A 15,540-nucleotide genomic window follows, 5' to 3' on the forward strand; every position below is an offset into this window, starting at 1 on the left:
ATGAAGTGTATCACTATTCTAACCATCAAATCACAGATTAGAAATGCAATAGCCTATCAATCATTTTATTCTTTAGCTAAACTGCCCGCACTTAAGTGCTACCCCAACGTGGAGCACGATTTTAAAATCATAACCAAATCAGGGCTTTCGTCATGAAAACATTAGGCGAATTCATCGTCGAGAAACAGCACGACTTTCCTCATGCTACGGGTGAACTGACCGCACTACTTTCTGCCATTAAACTGGGTGCCAAAATCATTCATCGGGACATCAATAAAGCCGGTCTGGTAGATATTTTAGGCACCAGCGGTGTTTCAAATGTTCAGGGTGAAGTGCAGATGAAACTGGACTTGTATGCCAATGAAAAACTCAAAGCAGCATTGAAAGCACGCGGTGAAGTAGCTGGTATTGCTTCCGAAGAAGAAGACGAGATCGTCATCTTTGATGGTGATCGGGCAGAAAATGCGAAGTATGTTGTTTTGATGGATCCACTGGATGGTTCTTCAAATATTGATGTAAACGTTTCCGTTGGGACTATTTTCTCCATTTACCATCGAATTACGCCAGTTGGGCAGCCCGTTACCGAAGAAGACTTCCTGCAACTGGGTCATCGTCAGGTTGCAGCGGGTTATGTGGTTTACGGTTCGTCCACCATGTTGGTTTACACCACTGGCTATGGTGTTCATACTTTCACTTACGACCCTTCCCTTGGTGTATTCTGTCTGACCCATGAGAAAGTCCAGTTCCCGGAAAAAGGTAATATGTACTCGATTAACGAAGGGAACTACATCAAATTCCCTCTGGGCGTGAAAAAGTACATCAAGTATTGCCAGGAACAAGACGAAGCAACTCAACGCCCTTACACTACCCGTTATATTGGCTCACTAGTTGCCGACTTCCACCGCAACCTGTTGAAAGGCGGTATCTATATCTACCCAAGTACAGCAAGTCACCCGACAGGCAAACTCCGTCTACTATATGAGTGCAACCCGATTGCTTTCCTGGCTGAACAAGCTGGCGGCAAAGCCAGTGATGGCGTCAACCGGATTTTAGATATCGTACCAAGCAAGCTGCATCAACGAGTGCCTTTCTTCGTCGGAACTAAATCTATGGTAGAAAAAGCCGAAAGTTTTATGGCTGAGTTTCCGGATGAGTAATATAAATCAACTGGTTGATTAATTGGTTGTAAGAAGAGGCGAAGTTTCGCCTCTTTCTATTCGACGACGTAGTAAGGCAATGGCCAGCAGAGCAGTCAGAAACCATAGCACAAATCATGAATAATTTTTGGACAGGAATCCTCTACCACCATTAACCCATAGGAATACAGGCATAATACAGAAAAATGGAATTACTTTAGGCCTGTTTTGGCTATAATACCTCGCACTCCATTTTGGTTTGAAATTGAAGGAAACCTTTTATGAGCCTGAACAATGTACCGGCGGGTAAAGAACTGCCAGAAGACATCTACGTTATTATTGAGATCCCTGCAAACGCCGACCCAATCAAATATGAAGTGGACAAAGAATCTGGCGCCCTGTTTGTAGACCGTTTCATGGCAACCTCCATGTTCTATCCATGCAACTACGGTTATATCAACAATACCCTGTCTCTTGATGGCGATCCTGTTGACGTACTGGTTCCAACTCCATACCCATTGCAGCCAGGCTCTGTTATTCGCTGCCGCCCAGTTGGTGTTCTGAAAATGACCGACGAATCCGGTGAAGACGCTAAGCTGGTTGCTGTTCCTCATTCTAAGCTGACTAAAGAATACGATCACATCAAAGATGTAAACGATCTGCCAGAGCTGCTACGTGCTCAAATTACACATTTCTTTGAACACTACAAAGATCTGGAAAAAGGTAAGTGGGTAAAAGTTGATGGTTGGGAGAATGTCGAAGCCGCTAAAGCGGAAATCCAATCTTCTTTCGAACGCGCTGCGAAAAAATAATCTTCTCGGATAACAGCAAGTTCTGATTATATAATAACCTCTGTACTTTTATTTATTGGCACAGAGGTTTTTTTATTCGGTTATATTGGTTAATTTGTCAAAAATGATATAAAAACAGTAACACCACTGATTTTTATCTCTCTTCGTAACGCTTCAGCCAGTCACCGCTTTCTATTCTAGGCACCCCCTCAACAGATAACATGTATAAATAGATCCATGCGCTGCCATAAGAGGTTTTGACCAATTCCCTTTGATATTCCTGAGTATTCTTTTTCAAATCATCCAGTTCAGTCAAAATGGATGACGTAATGCGATAAACCTCACATTCAATTGTTCCTTCGCCACGGATCACCGCTGGATAATGCCCCAGATCGTAGATTTCATAACCTTCCAACCTATGCTCCCCCAAAAGTTGAGCATAGGTCATCCAGTGGTGATTACCTTGTTTGCGCCTCAGGCTGCCATAAACAATAACTCGCATCTTTAAAACTCAAACTCATAGAGCAGATCCAAAGCTTTATCAATACCAGATACTGCTTCGAGATACAATCTAGGCATCACACGATAACGTAACGTCAGAGTTGCCAGAGAGTCAAAAATACCAACACCATATTTTACCTGTAAGTCGTTGGTAATCTTGCCACTCACAACAACCTGCGATTTGTTACCAATTCCCTGTGTATTCAGGGCCAGATCAGAAACACCAAAAGTCTCACCAATTTTGCCCACCAATCGACCGCTCTGTGCGACGCCCAAACCAATCAACACAGAAGTCATCTGGGAGCTATCAGCCCCTCCCTTCTCTAAGCCTTCACCACTCAACAGGTAAGACAACGCTTCCTCTTGCGATTTGACTGGCTCAGAGAAAATTTCAATCTTAGGTTTATCTGCCAACCCCATCACTTTCACACCAGCAATAACATTATTCGCTGTCGATTCGGGGTTACGGATCGCTTCAATATTCAACATGGGTTGATCCGGTGGACCAGAGAACAGAATAATTCCTTTACGTACCTGTAAATCCTGCCCATAAGCGCGAAAGCGACCATCAGGAATATCAATTTGACCGTTCAGCCCCAATCCCTGCTGATCCTGAATGACGTTCAGGTCTCCTTTCAACTGAGCGTTCAAACCAAATGCACTCAAGCGGACATCATCACCTACGTGAATATTTAAATTACTTTGGATCAAGATGGAAGATTTTTTCTTTTCTACCGGCTGTAGATTTTTATCCAGCATCACTTCGTCAGGAGAAACATCCACCGCAGACTCCGGTAATTCCTGTACAGTAATGCGCGCCCACGGAATATCCACATTGCCATTGAGTTTCAATAATTGGGGCGTCGCTTCAAAAACCAGATCAGGGCGTACATCAATTTTTACCATTGGTGGTACTGTCACACGCAGTTTTTCACCATACGCTGTCACTCTGGCATACCATGCGTCCAGATTGCGCCAATCCGCATTACCATGAAGATTAAGTTGCCCTTGCGGAGTTTTGATCACACCATCCAGATCGGAACGAACACCATCAAAATGAACTGCTACCTGACTTTGGTTGATATCAAACGGCAGCCAATGGCTACTGACCTGAAAAACATCTGCTTTCAACATGCCAAATAACAACGGATTCTTAGCATTACCGCCAAGGCGCAAGTTCGCATTTAAATTCCCTTCAGCTTTTTCATCTTTATCCAGAATCGGTTTCATCAACTTCAGAGAAAGGGACTGGATATCTACATTACCCGTTAATTTACGACGGCCTTCTAAGTCATTGATTTGAATATGGCCATTCAGTTGTCCATTATCTGCCAGTTTAAATAACCACGATAAATCCGCCTTACCATTTGTCAAACCAGCATTCAAAGTCAATGTCTCAAAATCAACAGGTAACGTGGTGCCCTCCACAACCTGCCAAATCTGGACACCGTTTCCTTGCAGAGTCACGTTCGCTTGTGGTAATTGATGCCCTGCTGTCCATTTAACATTAGCACTCCCACTAAATACGCCTTTAAGTTGGGTTGTTTTATCCAGGAATGGCTGGATCATGGCAAGATCAAAACGCTCAAACACAATATCAGCCTGCCCACTGGTGCCAGCTTCAATCGGTTTCGGAATACAAAGTTGAGCATTCGGGTTCAACCAACAATGAGTGCCAACGATCACTTTTTGCTGCAAATTCTGGTAATCAATGGTTATCGCCTTACTTAAGCGCCACTCACCAACTGGAGTCTCAAAGTGGGTATTGTTGATATTGCCTTTCCAACGTTCTTGTTTACGGTCAAAACTACCATTGAGCGCCAGCTTACCTGATACGGGACTCCCATCCACCTGCAATTGTAAATCATGCTGTTTTTCTGTTCCTTTGGCATTGAGCATCAAGTTACTGATAATCAGATCCGATTGCTTCAATTGACGAATAACAACCGATAATTGCCCTTCAATCTGGTCAGTAGAACGCACATTTCCTTTAATAACCGCGCTATCCACCCTCAGCATATTCTGCCAACCCACACCATGTGCATTTAAACCTGCCACAACTTGCGGTGCTTTCATATTGCCACGCAGCTTCACATCACCGACAACCACTCCGGACAATCCCGGCAGCAAGCCATTTAGTTGTGGAGCATTGATATCACCATCCAAATTCCATTTTTCATCGGTAAGATACCCTTTAATATCCAGCGTGTTACGGCCAAAAATGAAGTTAAAGTGGGGAATATCCCATTGTCCGGCCGCATTGCCGGAAACTTTACCATGTGCTTTGATGGTATTCTGTTTTACATAACCACCAAGGGATATTTCAGGCAGCTGGAGCTGCCAACTGCCACCATATAAACTGCCACGTACTGCCACCTTGCCATCTATTTTGGCAGGCCATTCTGGCCACTGTTTAGCAGTATCAATGCCATTAAACGTCAACAGCGCGTTCCAGCTAATGGCTTTGCTCCAGTCAACTACACCAGTGAGATCCGCATTACCCTGCAATGCAGATAGGCGCAACCGAGTTAATCTGAGCAGTTCTTCATTTCCCTTTGCATCCAACATCAATAATGCCGGTGGAAGTTCTTCACCCTTAATATCAGAACGCAGGGAAAGATCATAACCACTGGCTTTACCATTCAGACGTAATTTGACATCATTTAGCTGATATTCAGATTTACCCGTCAATGGCCACTGTAACCGTTTACCTGCCAATGTCAGGCGTACAGGCAGGCCCGCTTTAGCTAATTCGACCTGAGCATCCAAATTAGCATTCACTGGCCCTGAAAGATTCAATGCCAGATTAAGCTGCTGTAATAAAGCACCGTTCAGTTTTGCCTCAACCTGTTGCCCGTTTAGTTCATCCAGCGTGGTATTGCCCTTAACTGATAAGTTGACTGGCCACTGTTCGGACAGTTTTGCCGTTCCCTGTATCGTAAGAGAGCCTTCCGGTGCACTGACGCTAAAGGTTTTGATATCTACCTGCTGCCCCTGATTACTGGCTTGCAGTTTCAGATCATTGAGAGTGATAGCGGTATCTCCCGTCAGACGAAGCTGGCGGCCGTGAATATTTTCTACCGTAATATCAAGGGGAATAGGAACATTAGGCAATTCAGCCAATAGTGGTTTAGAAAACAGTGTCTTTAAAACCTCTCCCAATGATTCTTCTGGTTCAGCTTTCTGCTGAATTTTCTGTGCAGTATGTTCAGGAGGTGTTTTCGGCAATGCAACCAATAGCTGATTGACTTGTATGGGTTTTAGCGTCAGATGTTTTTCCTGCCACTGAGCACCCGCTTTGAACTCGTCTAAATCAATGACTGTATCATCTACTTTGACATGGGTATTCTTTAAAGAAAGCAGATCCAACGAAATAGGATACGGTGTTTGCAGTTCAGTTAATGGCTCTGATTCTGACGGGCTTTCTGATGGCGGAAATTCTGTCGTATTGAGCAAAACAGATACCCCTTCCGTCGTCAGAGCACTGACACAAACATGACTGTGTTTCAAACAAGAGAGCCGCAACGAAAGGTGTATCTTGTCTGCATTAACATCAACACCCGGCATCTTATATTTGATACCTTGTAATGTTAAATCGCGCCAACCGCCACTGATATCTGCTATCTCCAGCCCTGGAACTAAGCGTGTCGCACTGTTAATCATAAAATGCAGGCCAATTCGTGTACCAACTAATCCCGCAATCATTATCAACAACAGACCAACAATCAATAGGAAAGCAATGCTAAGCCTTTTTGCCCACCTCATAGTTCAGCCCCTAAACCGATATAAAATTGAATGCCATGATTATTTTTATCTTTCACAGGGGTTGCCAGATCGAATTTAATCGGCCCAACGGGGGAAGCCCAACGTATACCTAAACCTGCACCTGTTTTAAAATTACTCTTCTTGATATCATTCACTGCTTCGCCAGTATCCACAAACAATGCACTCCACCAATTACCATAGATATTGTATTGATATTCCAGCGAACCAATGACCAACTTTGACGCCCCGGTTAATTTACCGTTACTATCTTTAGGGGAAATTTTCTGGTACTTATAACCACGGATACTTCTATCCCCCCCGGCAAAAAAACGCAAATCAGGCGGCACTTTCTCGAATTGATTGGTTTCTATCCAACCAAGATCTCCCCGTAAAACAAAACGATGTTTATCACGGAACGTTCTGATCCAAACGTGGTGAGCCTGTAAGACCAGAAAATCCACATTTGATCGCCAGGTCGTATCAGAAACATCAATTGAATAACGCTGACTGTCTCCCCAATAAGGCATAGTACCGCCACGCTGACGAATTCGGCTTATATTCGCTCCCGGATAAAGCAATGTCGTTGTATTCGTTACATTAGCCTGAGTAAAGTGGCTGAGGCTCCAGCGCAGATTGACACTATATCGCCACCCTGTGGAGAGATCCCAGTTGCGGGAAAGGTTTAAAGTTGCAGTATCCGAGATGGTATCGTTGATATTTTTACGCTTATAACCCGTTTGTAACTCATAATATTGTTCAAGTGGATTAGCCTTAAGTGGCATTTTATAAGACGCATCAATCAATTGATCACGTCCGGAAATATTGATGCTGGTACTCAAACTGTGCCCACGCGAATTGAGCCACGGCTTTTTCCATTTTGCCTGAATACGAGGACCAACATCTGTTGCATATCCTCCTCCCAACTCAACATAATTGGCAGAACGGGGAACCAAAGAAGCATCCAGTGGCAATATCTTATCTTTACTATTGCGCCCCGCCGTAAAATCAGGCACGACAACCGCCGAGTTGAACCATCCGGTATCTGCCAGACGGTGGTTAAATTCTGCCAGTTCTTCCGAAGAGTAATAATCCCCTTCTCTAAATGGCACAAGATTATTCAGGTAACTTTCTTGAATTTGTGAGCCTTGAAACTTAACAGGGCCAAAGCGATAGCGCTCTCCACTATCAAAATCAAAATCCCAGAAGGATTCATGCCGTTCCCGGGATACTCCCAGTTCACTTTTTTTTATCTCGGCATCAAAATATCCCTTCCTGAGCGCCAGATTATTTAACCCATTCTTAAAGTTCTCATACTCACCATGATTTAGAATCGTCCCTTTCTTCGGCGTATTTTTTTTGATAAGTGCGGCATAATCCTGATCGGTTTTAGCTCCCCCCTCTAAATCAACCTTAACTTCAGCGACCTGCACTGGTTCACCTGGTGTGACTTTTGCCGTCAAAACAGAACGGGAAGGCGGAGTATTTTCCTGATAAGTGAATTCAATGGTGGGATCATAATACCCCAATGGTCTTAACCCTTTTCGTATGGCTTTTTCGACACGGGCTCGAAAACGTCCATCAGGAAAAACTTCATCAGTACTAATGCTTGAGAGCTGCACTCTGGCATTTTTATCCAGTTCGCCAGAAAGTCCTTCCACTTTCAATCGTAAATTTGCACTATAAGCCGATGGAGCTGCGATAGACACACAAAAAATAAATATGAAAGGGTATCGTGACACGCGAACTCCTAATATTTACTTAGGGGTAAGATTCAGCAGCATAAAAGAATACTGCCATGGATTAATTCTGGTAAAGTTTGAAAGATATACAAGCAACTCATAACCATAAAATAGATGACAAACGGGAGAGAATCTTGCCAAATTCAGTCAACGAAAGCCAACATGTTTCTGAACAGAATGCATTACCAGGCCGAGAAATACCATTAACTGTATCACCCTATCACTACGTTACACAGCATGCGATAAATAACATACCTGATAATATGGAAATTGCTTATATAGGTATGGGATGCTTCTGGGGTGTCGAACGTCTTTTCTGGCAGCAGGAAGGCGTGTATACCACATCTGTTGGTTACAGTGGAGGCACTACTCCAAATCCGACCTACGAGGAAGTCTGTTCAGGGTTAACCGGACATACCGAAATCGTCAAAATTGTATTTGACCCGACCAAAATCACCTATGGGCAATTATTGAAGTTGTTCTGGGAAAACCACGATCCTGCACAAGGCATGCGTCAACAAGGTGATATCGGTACACAATATCGCTCAGCCCTTTACACGGTTTCTCCTGAACAATATGCGCAGGCACTCTCCAGTCGCGAGCAATACCAGCAAGCAATGGATGATAATGACGATAAGCGCACAATTACCACAGAGATCCGTGAAGCCGGACCATTCTATTTTGCAGAAGATTATCACCAGCAATATCTGATGAAAAATCCTGAAGGATATTGTGGATTAGGTGGTACAGGCATCTGTTTTCCACCTCTGTCCTGAAACTAGCCGATTTAATAAACCTAAGTTATAATTATCGGACTAAATTCATTTGTCTTACGGCAATGTGCCGTAAGATATTATTTGTGTAATTTTTCATATCTTCCTCCAGTGTTATTCAAATAAAAAACTACCCTGCCACTGGAGATAAGAAACGGATACTTTATGTTAAATAGTTTATTAGTCATACTCTTGCTTTGTGCGATTAGCGCATTTTTTTCGTTATCAGAAATTTCTCTCGCCGCTTCAAGAAGAATTAAATTAAAACTGATGGCTAACGAGGGAAATATCAATGCAGCTCATGTTCTCAAATTACAAGAAACGCCAGGCATGTTTTTTACTGTCGTACAGATTGGCCTGAATGCAGTAGCCATCCTCGCAGGTGTTGTCGGAGAATCCGCTTTTTCTCCTGCCATTAAATCATTATTGCTCAAATTTATACCTTATGAATGGGCAGAACAACTTGGCTTTATCTGTTCTTTCACTATCGTAACCAGCTTCTTTATTTTACTTGCTGACTTGACCCCTAAACGCCTTGGAATGATTAAACCCGAAGCTGTTGCAATCAGGATTGTTAATCCAATGCGTTTTTGTTTGGCAGTATGTCGTCCATTAGTCTGGTTGTTCAATGGACTCGCTGACTGCATATTCAAAGTCTTCAAAATCCCGATGGCACGCAATGAAGATATCACCTCTGATGATATTTATGCTGTGGTTGAAGCGGGAGCCGTCGCTGGAGTATTACGTAAACAAGAACATGAGTTGATCGAAAATGTTTTCGAACTGGAGTCCCGTACCGTTCCTTCTGCCATGACGTCCCGTGAAAGCGTGGTTTATTTTGACAAAAATGAAGACGAAAACAGTATCAAAGAAAAGATCTCTACCCATCCACACTCAAAGTTCCTTGTTTGCGATGGTGATATTGATCATGTCCTTGGTTATGTAGACTCCAAAGATTTACTGAACCGCGTTTTAAATGGGCAGAACCTCAGCTTAAAAAATGGTGTTCAAATCCGTAATACTCTGATGATCCCTGATACTCTCTCGTTGTCTGACACTCTGGAAAGTTTCAAAGCTGCCGGCGAGGATTTTGCCATCATTCTCAATGAGTACGCACTGGTGATGGGTGTGATAACTTTGAATGACGTCATGACGACTTTAATGGGAGATCTAATTGGTCAGGGGCAGGAAGAACAGATCGTTGTCCGCGATGAAAATTCATGGCTAGTAGAAGGTGGCACACCTATTGAGGATGTGCTTCGGGTTCTGGATATTGATGATTTCCCCGATTCCAGCAATTATGAAACGATTGCCGGGTTTATGATGTTCCGTTTGCGGAAGATCCCAAAACGCACAGATTATGTGAAATTTGAAGGTTACAAATTTGAAGTAGTAGATATTGATAACTACAAAATTGATCAATTACTGGTAACCAAAATTGTGGATACACCATCTCCTTCCAGTTCAGACCCTGCTGAGCAGGCAGTATCTGAGTAATAAACTCAAAGAAAAACTGTCATTAGAAAAACTACCCCTACAAAAAACGGCCGAGAGGCCGTTTATTACACTCATTATGTTGCGTCAATCATGACATATAAGCATATATAATCAGTAAGTTAGCTGTTACAGAAAGCTATCCCATTTCAGCCTGTAGGAGCAACACGTGCTGGTTAACTTCACTCATTACATGGAAATGACGTTTATCTTTTATCCTTGGAGGTAAAATTTTCCCATAATTAAATTCAAAAGCACCCATATCCTTAATGTACAACCGCCCACGGAATAGGGTTTTTATGTAGAGAGCAATTTTTAGTGGATTATAGTGGCGAAAGATTTTCATCTCTTTTTATTCCTCCGTGCTTCTTACGATACTATTTTACTACGTTGTTTACTTCATTGTTGTTTACTGCATTGTGTAATCAGACACATCACTGCTGTGTAGTACGATGTATAGACTCTATATCCGGCAATTTGTTCCCCAACATTAAAGGTTCAATCACTACTTTTACGTAACATGATGAAAAAATAGAGCATTATGTTATATTGGCTGAAGATTACCTTATATTTTATTTTGAATGTTACCAAATTGTTGTGTTTTGTAAGGACAGACCAGTCAACAAGCGCTATGCTGAATGTGATGCACCCTGATAACATGCCACATCATGCCAAATAAGGAATAAAAATGCTAAAAAACATAATGTTACCTTTAATATTGGGCTTAGCTTCAATATCTGCGTTTGCCCATAATATTACTGTCGAAAAACCCGTTCCCACTGTCATCGTAACAGATAAAGGTGAACTACTTCTTAACGACAATAAGTTTAGCTATCAGGAATGGAGCAGTGCAGAACTTCCAGGGAAAGTAAGAACTATCCAGCATATTGCCGGGCGCAGCTCAGCCAAAGAGATGAATGATCCCCTCATTCAAGCCTTGAAAGCGGCTGGCCTTCCGAAGGATCAATATCAAACCACCAGTCTTGTAAATACCGATGATGCTATTTTTGGCACCAGTGCTTTCGTCCGCAGTAGCCTTGAAGACAGTAAAAAAGAGTTTCCATGGTCACAATTTATTGTCGATAGTAATGGTGTTGCCAAAAAAGCATGGGGACTGGAACCCAAAAGTTCAGCAATCATTGTGCTGGATAAGCATGGTAATGTGAAATTTGTCAAAGATGGCAAATTAAATCATGATGAGATCGCACACGTTCTTACTTTGATCAAAGAAGAACTGAAAAATTAATTATCTTCATATTTTTCTATCATATTGAGCTGGTGATAATGGTTTCGTGACAGGAACCATTATCACTTTAGCTATTATGATGGTATTAAAACGGTAGTGTTAAAATTGAGCTACGATTCGTATCACTTTAAAAAATCGTCACTCTGAACCCCGGATTCAAAAAAGATTCACGCGGTACATAACTTAGTGTTTTACCTGCCCAATCTGTTACATGTGCGCCCGCGGCGATTGCAACAGCATGACCTGCGGCAGTATCCCAAATATTCGTTGGTCCGAAGCGAGGATAAAGTTGAGCTTTTCCTTCAGCCACCATACAAAATTTAAGTGAAGATCCGACTGACAACGTCTGATGCGTACCTAATTGAGTAAGATAATCTTTTAGTTCATCATCCATATGCGAACGACTAACTACAACAGTGGGTGGCATTGCGGCAACAACTTTAATGGGAAATTTCTGCCCACTCGTTTCTTTCCACGCCTGACGTTTCTGCCCTGAATAAAGAACATCATATGCGGGAACATAAACCACCCCCATTACGGGTACACCATCCTCAATCAGTGCAATATTAACGGTAAATTCACCATTTCGGTTAATAAACTCTTTTGTTCCATCCAGCGGATCCACCAGCCAATAACGCTGCCAATTTTTCCGCTCATCCCATGTTGGTGGATCTTCTTCTGACAGCAACGGAATATCAGGCGAAATACGCATCAAACCCGCTTTAATGATCTCGTGGGCGGCAAAATCCGCCGCGGTAACAGGTGAATCATCCGTTTTATGTTTTACTTGCAGCGGTTGCTCATCATGATAAACCGCCATGATTACTGTTCCCGCTTCCCGTGCCAATTGGCAGATCTGTTGTAACATCATACACCTCTGCATTTTCTAAAATAAAATAGCCGGCAAACCAGCTATTTTATTGATTAGAATTACAGAATCTCAAGTAGTTCGACTTCAAAGATCAATGTGCTGTAAGGAGGAATGGAAGCACCGGCACCACGCTCACCATAAGCTAGGTTATGCGGAATATAGAGCTCCCACTTGGAACCAACAGGCATCAGAGTCAGTGCTTCAATCCAACCTGGAATTACACCGCTGACAGGGAATTCTGCTGGTGTCCCACGCTGTACAGAGCTATCAAACACAGTGCCGTCAATCAGACGACCGGTGTAGTGAACACGGACACGATCACTGCGGGCAGGGATTGTGCCATCACCCTGAGTCAGAACAGAGAATTGCAAACCAGATTCTGTGCTGTTTACACCTTCACGCTGTGCGTTTTCTGCCAAGAACTTTTTGCCTTCTTCTGCCATCGTCTGCTGACGTTCACGACGAACGCTATCAGCACGTTCATGTATTTCACGCAGAGCACGATGCAGTTCTTCCACAGGAAGAACCGGAGCACGGTCTTCCAATGCATCACACAAACCTGCCAGCAGAGCTTCTGGCTCCAATCCCTGCAAACCAGATTCCTGCAATTGTTGTCCAACCTGCAAACCAATACCGTAGCTTGCCCGCGCCTCAATAGATTCAAAAGAAGGTTTTGTCATGAAATTACCTGTTATTAAATGAATAAAGACTCAAGCATAACAGCCCTGTCTGGATGGGTAAACGCGTGAAGGGATTTAAAAAGAGTTTTACTCTTGTAAAACATCTTTTGATTTATAACTAACAAAAAACGCTGGCATTGCCAGCGTTTTTTGTTCACATGTTCTGTCGCTAATCAGAGATTAAGCTTCTGGAACGATGTTAACGTTCAACTGTGCGAATACATCGCTGTGTACCTGGAAGTGAACTTCGTGCTCACCAACAGTACGCAGAACGCCGTTAGACAGGCGAACTTCGCTCTTAGATACAGCAACACCAGCCGCAGTAATTGCATCAGCGATGTCACGAGTACCGATAGAACCGAACAATTTACCTTCGTCACCCGCTTTAGAAACGATAGTGACAGAGCCCAGTGCACTGATTTGCTCTGCACGAGCTTGTGCTGCTGCCAGAATGTCAGCCAGTTTAGCTTCCAGTTCAGCACGGCGAGCTTCGAAGAATTCGATGTTTTTCTTAGTTGCAGGAACAGCTTTGCCCTGTGGAACTAAGAAGTTACGGGCATAACCCGATTTAACACTAACTTGGTCACCCAGACTACCTAGGTTTGCTACTTTATCAAGCAGAATAACTTGCATTACCTTATCCTCTCAAAGTCGTGAATGGACTGTGCCTATTACTGATGACGATCAGTGTAAGGCAACAAAGACAGGTAGCGCGCACGCTTGATAGCACGAGCGAGCTGGCGCTGATATTTTGCACGAGTGCCAGTGATGCGGCTAGGTACAATTTTACCACTTTCAGTAATGTAGTTTTTCAGCGTAGCAATGTCTTTATAATCAATCTCTTGTACGCCTTCCGCTGTGAAACGGCAGAACTTGCGACGACGGAAATAACGTGCCATTTGGCTAGTCTCCAGAATCTATCAATTCAATCTGCTCGGCATGAAGAACCAGTTTGTTAAGACCATTGCGCCCATGGTGGGAGTTAATGAATCCTGAAACGGTTATTCGACTGCCGACCGTTATACTGTGAGTATATTCCTGTAACAACTGTCCACTGGCAATAATGGGCATTCTGCACCATGATTGCCTGTTTAATCCGGCTTCCTGTTGCTGTGAGCGATGTTCAAGCACAAACTGACAATGAGGAATACCGGATGGACTGACTCTTCGTATCGGTGCTTTGCACACTGTGCCGGAAAGCACCAAACGATTGGTTGTCACGGTGATTACTCTTCAGAATCCCCAGCTTCATCAACATCATCAACCAGGTCTTCTTCCAAGACCAGGTCACGGCTACGACGTTCGTCTTTAGCCTTAACCATTGGTGATGGTTCAGTTATTGCGTGCTTAACGCGCATAACCATGCTGCGGATAACGGCATCGTTGAAGCGGAAGTTAGTTTCCAGCTCATCAATCGCTTCTTGTGGCGCTTCAACGTTCATCAGAACGTAGTGAGCCTTGTGCAGTTTGTTGATTGGATAAGCCAGTTGACGACGGCCCCAGTCTTCCAGACGGTGAATCTGACCTTGCGCGTTAGTGATAGTCGCACTGTAACGCTCGATCATGCCCGGAACCTGTTCGCTTTGGTCAGGATGGACCATAAAAACGATTTCGTAATGACGCATTATTATTGCTCCTTACGGATTATTCAGCCTCCTGTCAGGGTCAGCCGTGGCCCATGGAGGCAAGGAACGTGTTAAGTACGGCTGAAAAATCGACGCGTCACTATACCCGCACAATAAAAAAAACTCAAGCAACTATTGGGCGCTTCTCTGACGCACAATTTCAAATAGACAAACTCCTGTTGCCACCGATACATTCAGGGAAGAGACAGAACCCGCCATCGGAATACTGATCAGTTCATCACAATGTTCACGGGTCAATCGACGCATACCTTCCCCCTCAGCCCCCATAATCAGAGCCATCGAGCCTGTCAGCTTGCTCTGATACAAAGAATGCGTGGCTTCCCCCGCCGTTCCTACAATCCAAACATTATTTTCTTGTAGTAAACGCAGAGTACGGGCAAGGTTCGTGACACAGATCAGCGGAACACTTTCTGCCGCACCACAGGCAACTTTTTTCGCGGTTGCGTTCAATTGAGCGGAACGATCACGAGGAACAATGACTGCATCAACTCCTGCCGCATCGGCAGTACGCAAGCAAGCTCCCAAATTATGCGGATCGGTGACACCATCCAACACCAACAAGAAAGGACGCTCCCATTGAGCTAACAAATCAGGTAAGTCATTCTCCTGATATTGTCTTCCAGGCTTAACCTTAGCAATAATACCCTGGTGTACCGCGTTTTCTGTCTGCGCATCCAACCATTGACGGTTAGCCAATTGAACTGAAATACCGATGTTTTCCACGTCCTGTAACAACGGAGTTAAACGGCGATCTTCGCGCCCTTTCAATACATAAACTTCCATGAAGCGCTGTGGATCACGCTCCAATAAGGCTTTAACGGCATGAATACCGTAGATAATTTCACTCATGACTGGATGATACCTAAAAAATAGAAGGCGGCAGAAACCGCCCCTGATT

Annotated in this window: 16 protein-coding genes; 5 read left to right on the forward strand and 11 right to left on the reverse strand. The window is 43.6% G+C overall.

Translation table 11 applies throughout. The features are described from left to right. The first annotated feature begins 152 nt into the window (after nt 1-152). Both fbp and ppa read left to right on the forward strand, forming a co-directional pair. Complete coding sequence (gene fbp / locus HGO23_RS17820) at nt 153-1,157, forward strand: class 1 fructose-bisphosphatase (protein ID WP_209027402.1); 1,005 nt, start codon at nt 153-155, stop codon at nt 1,155-1,157. 260 nt (nt 1,158-1,417) lie between these two features. Then, nucleotides 1,418-1,948, forward strand: coding sequence for an inorganic diphosphatase (gene ppa / locus HGO23_RS17825; protein ID WP_099134277.1), 531 nt, complete (start codon nt 1,418-1,420; stop codon nt 1,946-1,948). Between the two features lie 133 nt (nt 1,949-2,081). On the opposite strand, the gene HGO23_RS17830 is transcribed toward ppa, so the two are convergent. The 3 genes from HGO23_RS17830 to tamA are packed head-to-tail and all read right to left on the reverse strand — an operon-like array spanning nt 2,082 to nt 7,932. Further along, entirely contained in the window at nt 2,082-2,429 is a 348-nt protein-coding gene (locus HGO23_RS17830) for a gamma-glutamylcyclotransferase family protein (protein ID WP_099134276.1), read from the reverse strand. A gap of 2 nt (nt 2,430-2,431) precedes the next feature. Beyond that, nucleotides 2,432-6,193 carry an autotransporter assembly complex protein TamB gene (tamB, locus tag HGO23_RS17835; RefSeq protein WP_209027403.1) on the reverse strand — a complete coding sequence of 1,254 codons (3,762 nt, stop codon included), beginning with the start codon at nt 6,191-6,193 and terminating at the stop codon, nt 2,432-2,434. Then, nucleotides 6,190-7,932 (reverse strand): autotransporter assembly complex protein TamA, encoded by a 1,743-nt coding sequence (tamA, locus tag HGO23_RS17840; protein WP_209027404.1) that lies wholly within the window; start codon nt 7,930-7,932, stop codon nt 6,190-6,192. The genes tamB and tamA overlap by 4 nt, the downstream gene beginning before the upstream one ends. A gap of 134 nt (nt 7,933-8,066) precedes the next feature. On the opposite strand from tamA, the gene msrA reads away from it, so the two are divergent. After that, a complete protein-coding gene (gene msrA / locus HGO23_RS17845) occupies nt 8,067-8,708 on the forward strand; it encodes a peptide-methionine (S)-S-oxide reductase MsrA (protein ID WP_099134601.1) in 642 nt (213 codons plus the stop codon). A gap of 162 nt (nt 8,709-8,870) precedes the next feature. Next, a complete protein-coding gene (gene paeA / locus HGO23_RS17850) occupies nt 8,871-10,202 on the forward strand; it encodes a polyamine export protein PaeA (protein ID WP_099134273.1) in 1,332 nt (443 codons plus the stop codon). A 136-nt stretch (nt 10,203-10,338) separates the two neighbouring features. Here paeA and HGO23_RS17855 read toward each other — a convergent pair whose 3' ends face one another. Beyond that, on the reverse strand, nt 10,339-10,545 hold the full coding sequence (locus HGO23_RS17855) for a DUF1107 domain-containing protein (protein WP_099134272.1): 207 nt from the start codon (nt 10,543-10,545) through the stop codon (nt 10,339-10,341). A 342-nt stretch (nt 10,546-10,887) separates the two neighbouring features. Here HGO23_RS17855 and HGO23_RS17860 point away from each other — a divergent pair, with 342 nt between their 5' ends. Further along, nucleotides 10,888-11,445, forward strand: a complete 558-nt coding sequence (locus HGO23_RS17860; RefSeq protein ID WP_099134271.1) for a YtfJ family protein — start codon at nt 10,888-10,890, stop codon at nt 11,443-11,445. Between the two features lie 127 nt (nt 11,446-11,572). Here the strand turns inward: HGO23_RS17860 and cysQ are convergent, their stop codons facing one another. The 7 genes from cysQ to rlmB form a co-directional block, all read right to left on the reverse strand. Beyond that, nucleotides 11,573-12,313, reverse strand: coding sequence for a 3'(2'),5'-bisphosphate nucleotidase CysQ (gene cysQ, locus HGO23_RS17865; RefSeq protein ID WP_209028820.1), 741 nt, complete (start codon nt 12,311-12,313; stop codon nt 11,573-11,575). 62 nt (nt 12,314-12,375) lie between these two features. Next, nucleotides 12,376-12,996: a BamJ family beta-barrel-assembly machinery protein gene (gene bamJ, locus HGO23_RS17870; protein ID WP_099134269.1), complete on the reverse strand. Its 621-nt coding sequence runs from the start codon at nt 12,994-12,996 to the stop codon at nt 12,376-12,378. A 180-nt stretch (nt 12,997-13,176) separates the two neighbouring features. Beyond that, nucleotides 13,177-13,629, reverse strand: coding sequence for a 50S ribosomal protein L9 (gene rplI, locus HGO23_RS17875; protein WP_099134268.1), 453 nt, complete (start codon nt 13,627-13,629; stop codon nt 13,177-13,179). Between the two features lie 38 nt (nt 13,630-13,667). Further along, nucleotides 13,668-13,895, reverse strand: a complete 228-nt coding sequence (gene rpsR, locus HGO23_RS17880) for a 30S ribosomal protein S18 (RefSeq protein WP_000135199.1) — start codon at nt 13,893-13,895, stop codon at nt 13,668-13,670. Between the two features lie 4 nt (nt 13,896-13,899). Further along, nucleotides 13,900-14,217 (reverse strand): primosomal replication protein N, encoded by a 318-nt coding sequence (gene priB / locus HGO23_RS17885; protein WP_099134267.1) that lies wholly within the window; start codon nt 14,215-14,217, stop codon nt 13,900-13,902. Between the two features lie 5 nt (nt 14,218-14,222). Next, nucleotides 14,223-14,621, reverse strand: a complete 399-nt coding sequence (gene rpsF, locus HGO23_RS17890; protein WP_038261402.1) for a 30S ribosomal protein S6 — start codon at nt 14,619-14,621, stop codon at nt 14,223-14,225. Nucleotides 14,622-14,753: 132 nt separating this feature from the next. Further along, nucleotides 14,754-15,491 (reverse strand): 23S rRNA (guanosine(2251)-2'-O)-methyltransferase RlmB, encoded by a 738-nt coding sequence (rlmB, locus tag HGO23_RS17895; protein ID WP_209027405.1) that lies wholly within the window; start codon nt 15,489-15,491, stop codon nt 14,754-14,756. Between the last annotated feature and the right edge of the window lie 49 nt (nt 15,492-15,540).

The sequence above is a fragment of the Xenorhabdus budapestensis genome, from assembly GCF_017743015.1.
In the GTDB taxonomy this organism is placed as follows: domain Bacteria; phylum Pseudomonadota; class Gammaproteobacteria; order Enterobacterales; family Enterobacteriaceae; genus Xenorhabdus; species Xenorhabdus budapestensis.

Bases quoted from the DNA above. Each gene is read 5' to 3' on its own strand.
- fbp (WP_209027402.1), top strand. From the start codon at position 153: ATGAAAACATTAGGCGAATTCATCGTCGAGAAACAGCACGACTTTCCT.
- ppa (WP_099134277.1), top strand. From the start codon at position 1,418: ATGAGCCTGAACAATGTACCGGCGGGTAAAGAACTGCCAGAAGACATC.
- HGO23_RS17830 (WP_099134276.1), bottom strand. From the start codon at position 2,429: ATGCGAGTTATTGTTTATGGCAGCCTGAGGCGCAAACAAGGTAATCAC.
- tamB (WP_209027403.1), bottom strand. From the start codon at position 6,193: ATGAGGTGGGCAAAAAGGCTTAGCATTGCTTTCCTATTGATTGTTGGT.
- paeA (WP_099134273.1), top strand. From the start codon at position 8,871: ATGTTAAATAGTTTATTAGTCATACTCTTGCTTTGTGCGATTAGCGCA.
- HGO23_RS17855 (WP_099134272.1), bottom strand. From the start codon at position 10,545: ATGAAAATCTTTCGCCACTATAATCCACTAAAAATTGCTCTCTACATA.
- HGO23_RS17860 (WP_099134271.1), top strand. From the start codon at position 10,888: ATGCTAAAAAACATAATGTTACCTTTAATATTGGGCTTAGCTTCAATA.
- cysQ (WP_209028820.1), bottom strand. From the start codon at position 12,313: ATGTTACAACAGATCTGCCAATTGGCACGGGAAGCGGGAACAGTAATC.
- bamJ (WP_099134269.1), bottom strand. From the start codon at position 12,996: ATGACAAAACCTTCTTTTGAATCTATTGAGGCGCGGGCAAGCTACGGT.
- rplI (WP_099134268.1), bottom strand. From the start codon at position 13,629: ATGCAAGTTATTCTGCTTGATAAAGTAGCAAACCTAGGTAGTCTGGGT.
- rpsR (WP_000135199.1), bottom strand. From the start codon at position 13,895: ATGGCACGTTATTTCCGTCGTCGCAAGTTCTGCCGTTTCACAGCGGAA.
- rpsF (WP_038261402.1), bottom strand. From the start codon at position 14,621: ATGCGTCATTACGAAATCGTTTTTATGGTCCATCCTGACCAAAGCGAA.
- rlmB (WP_209027405.1), bottom strand. From the start codon at position 15,491: ATGAGTGAAATTATCTACGGTATTCATGCCGTTAAAGCCTTATTGGAG.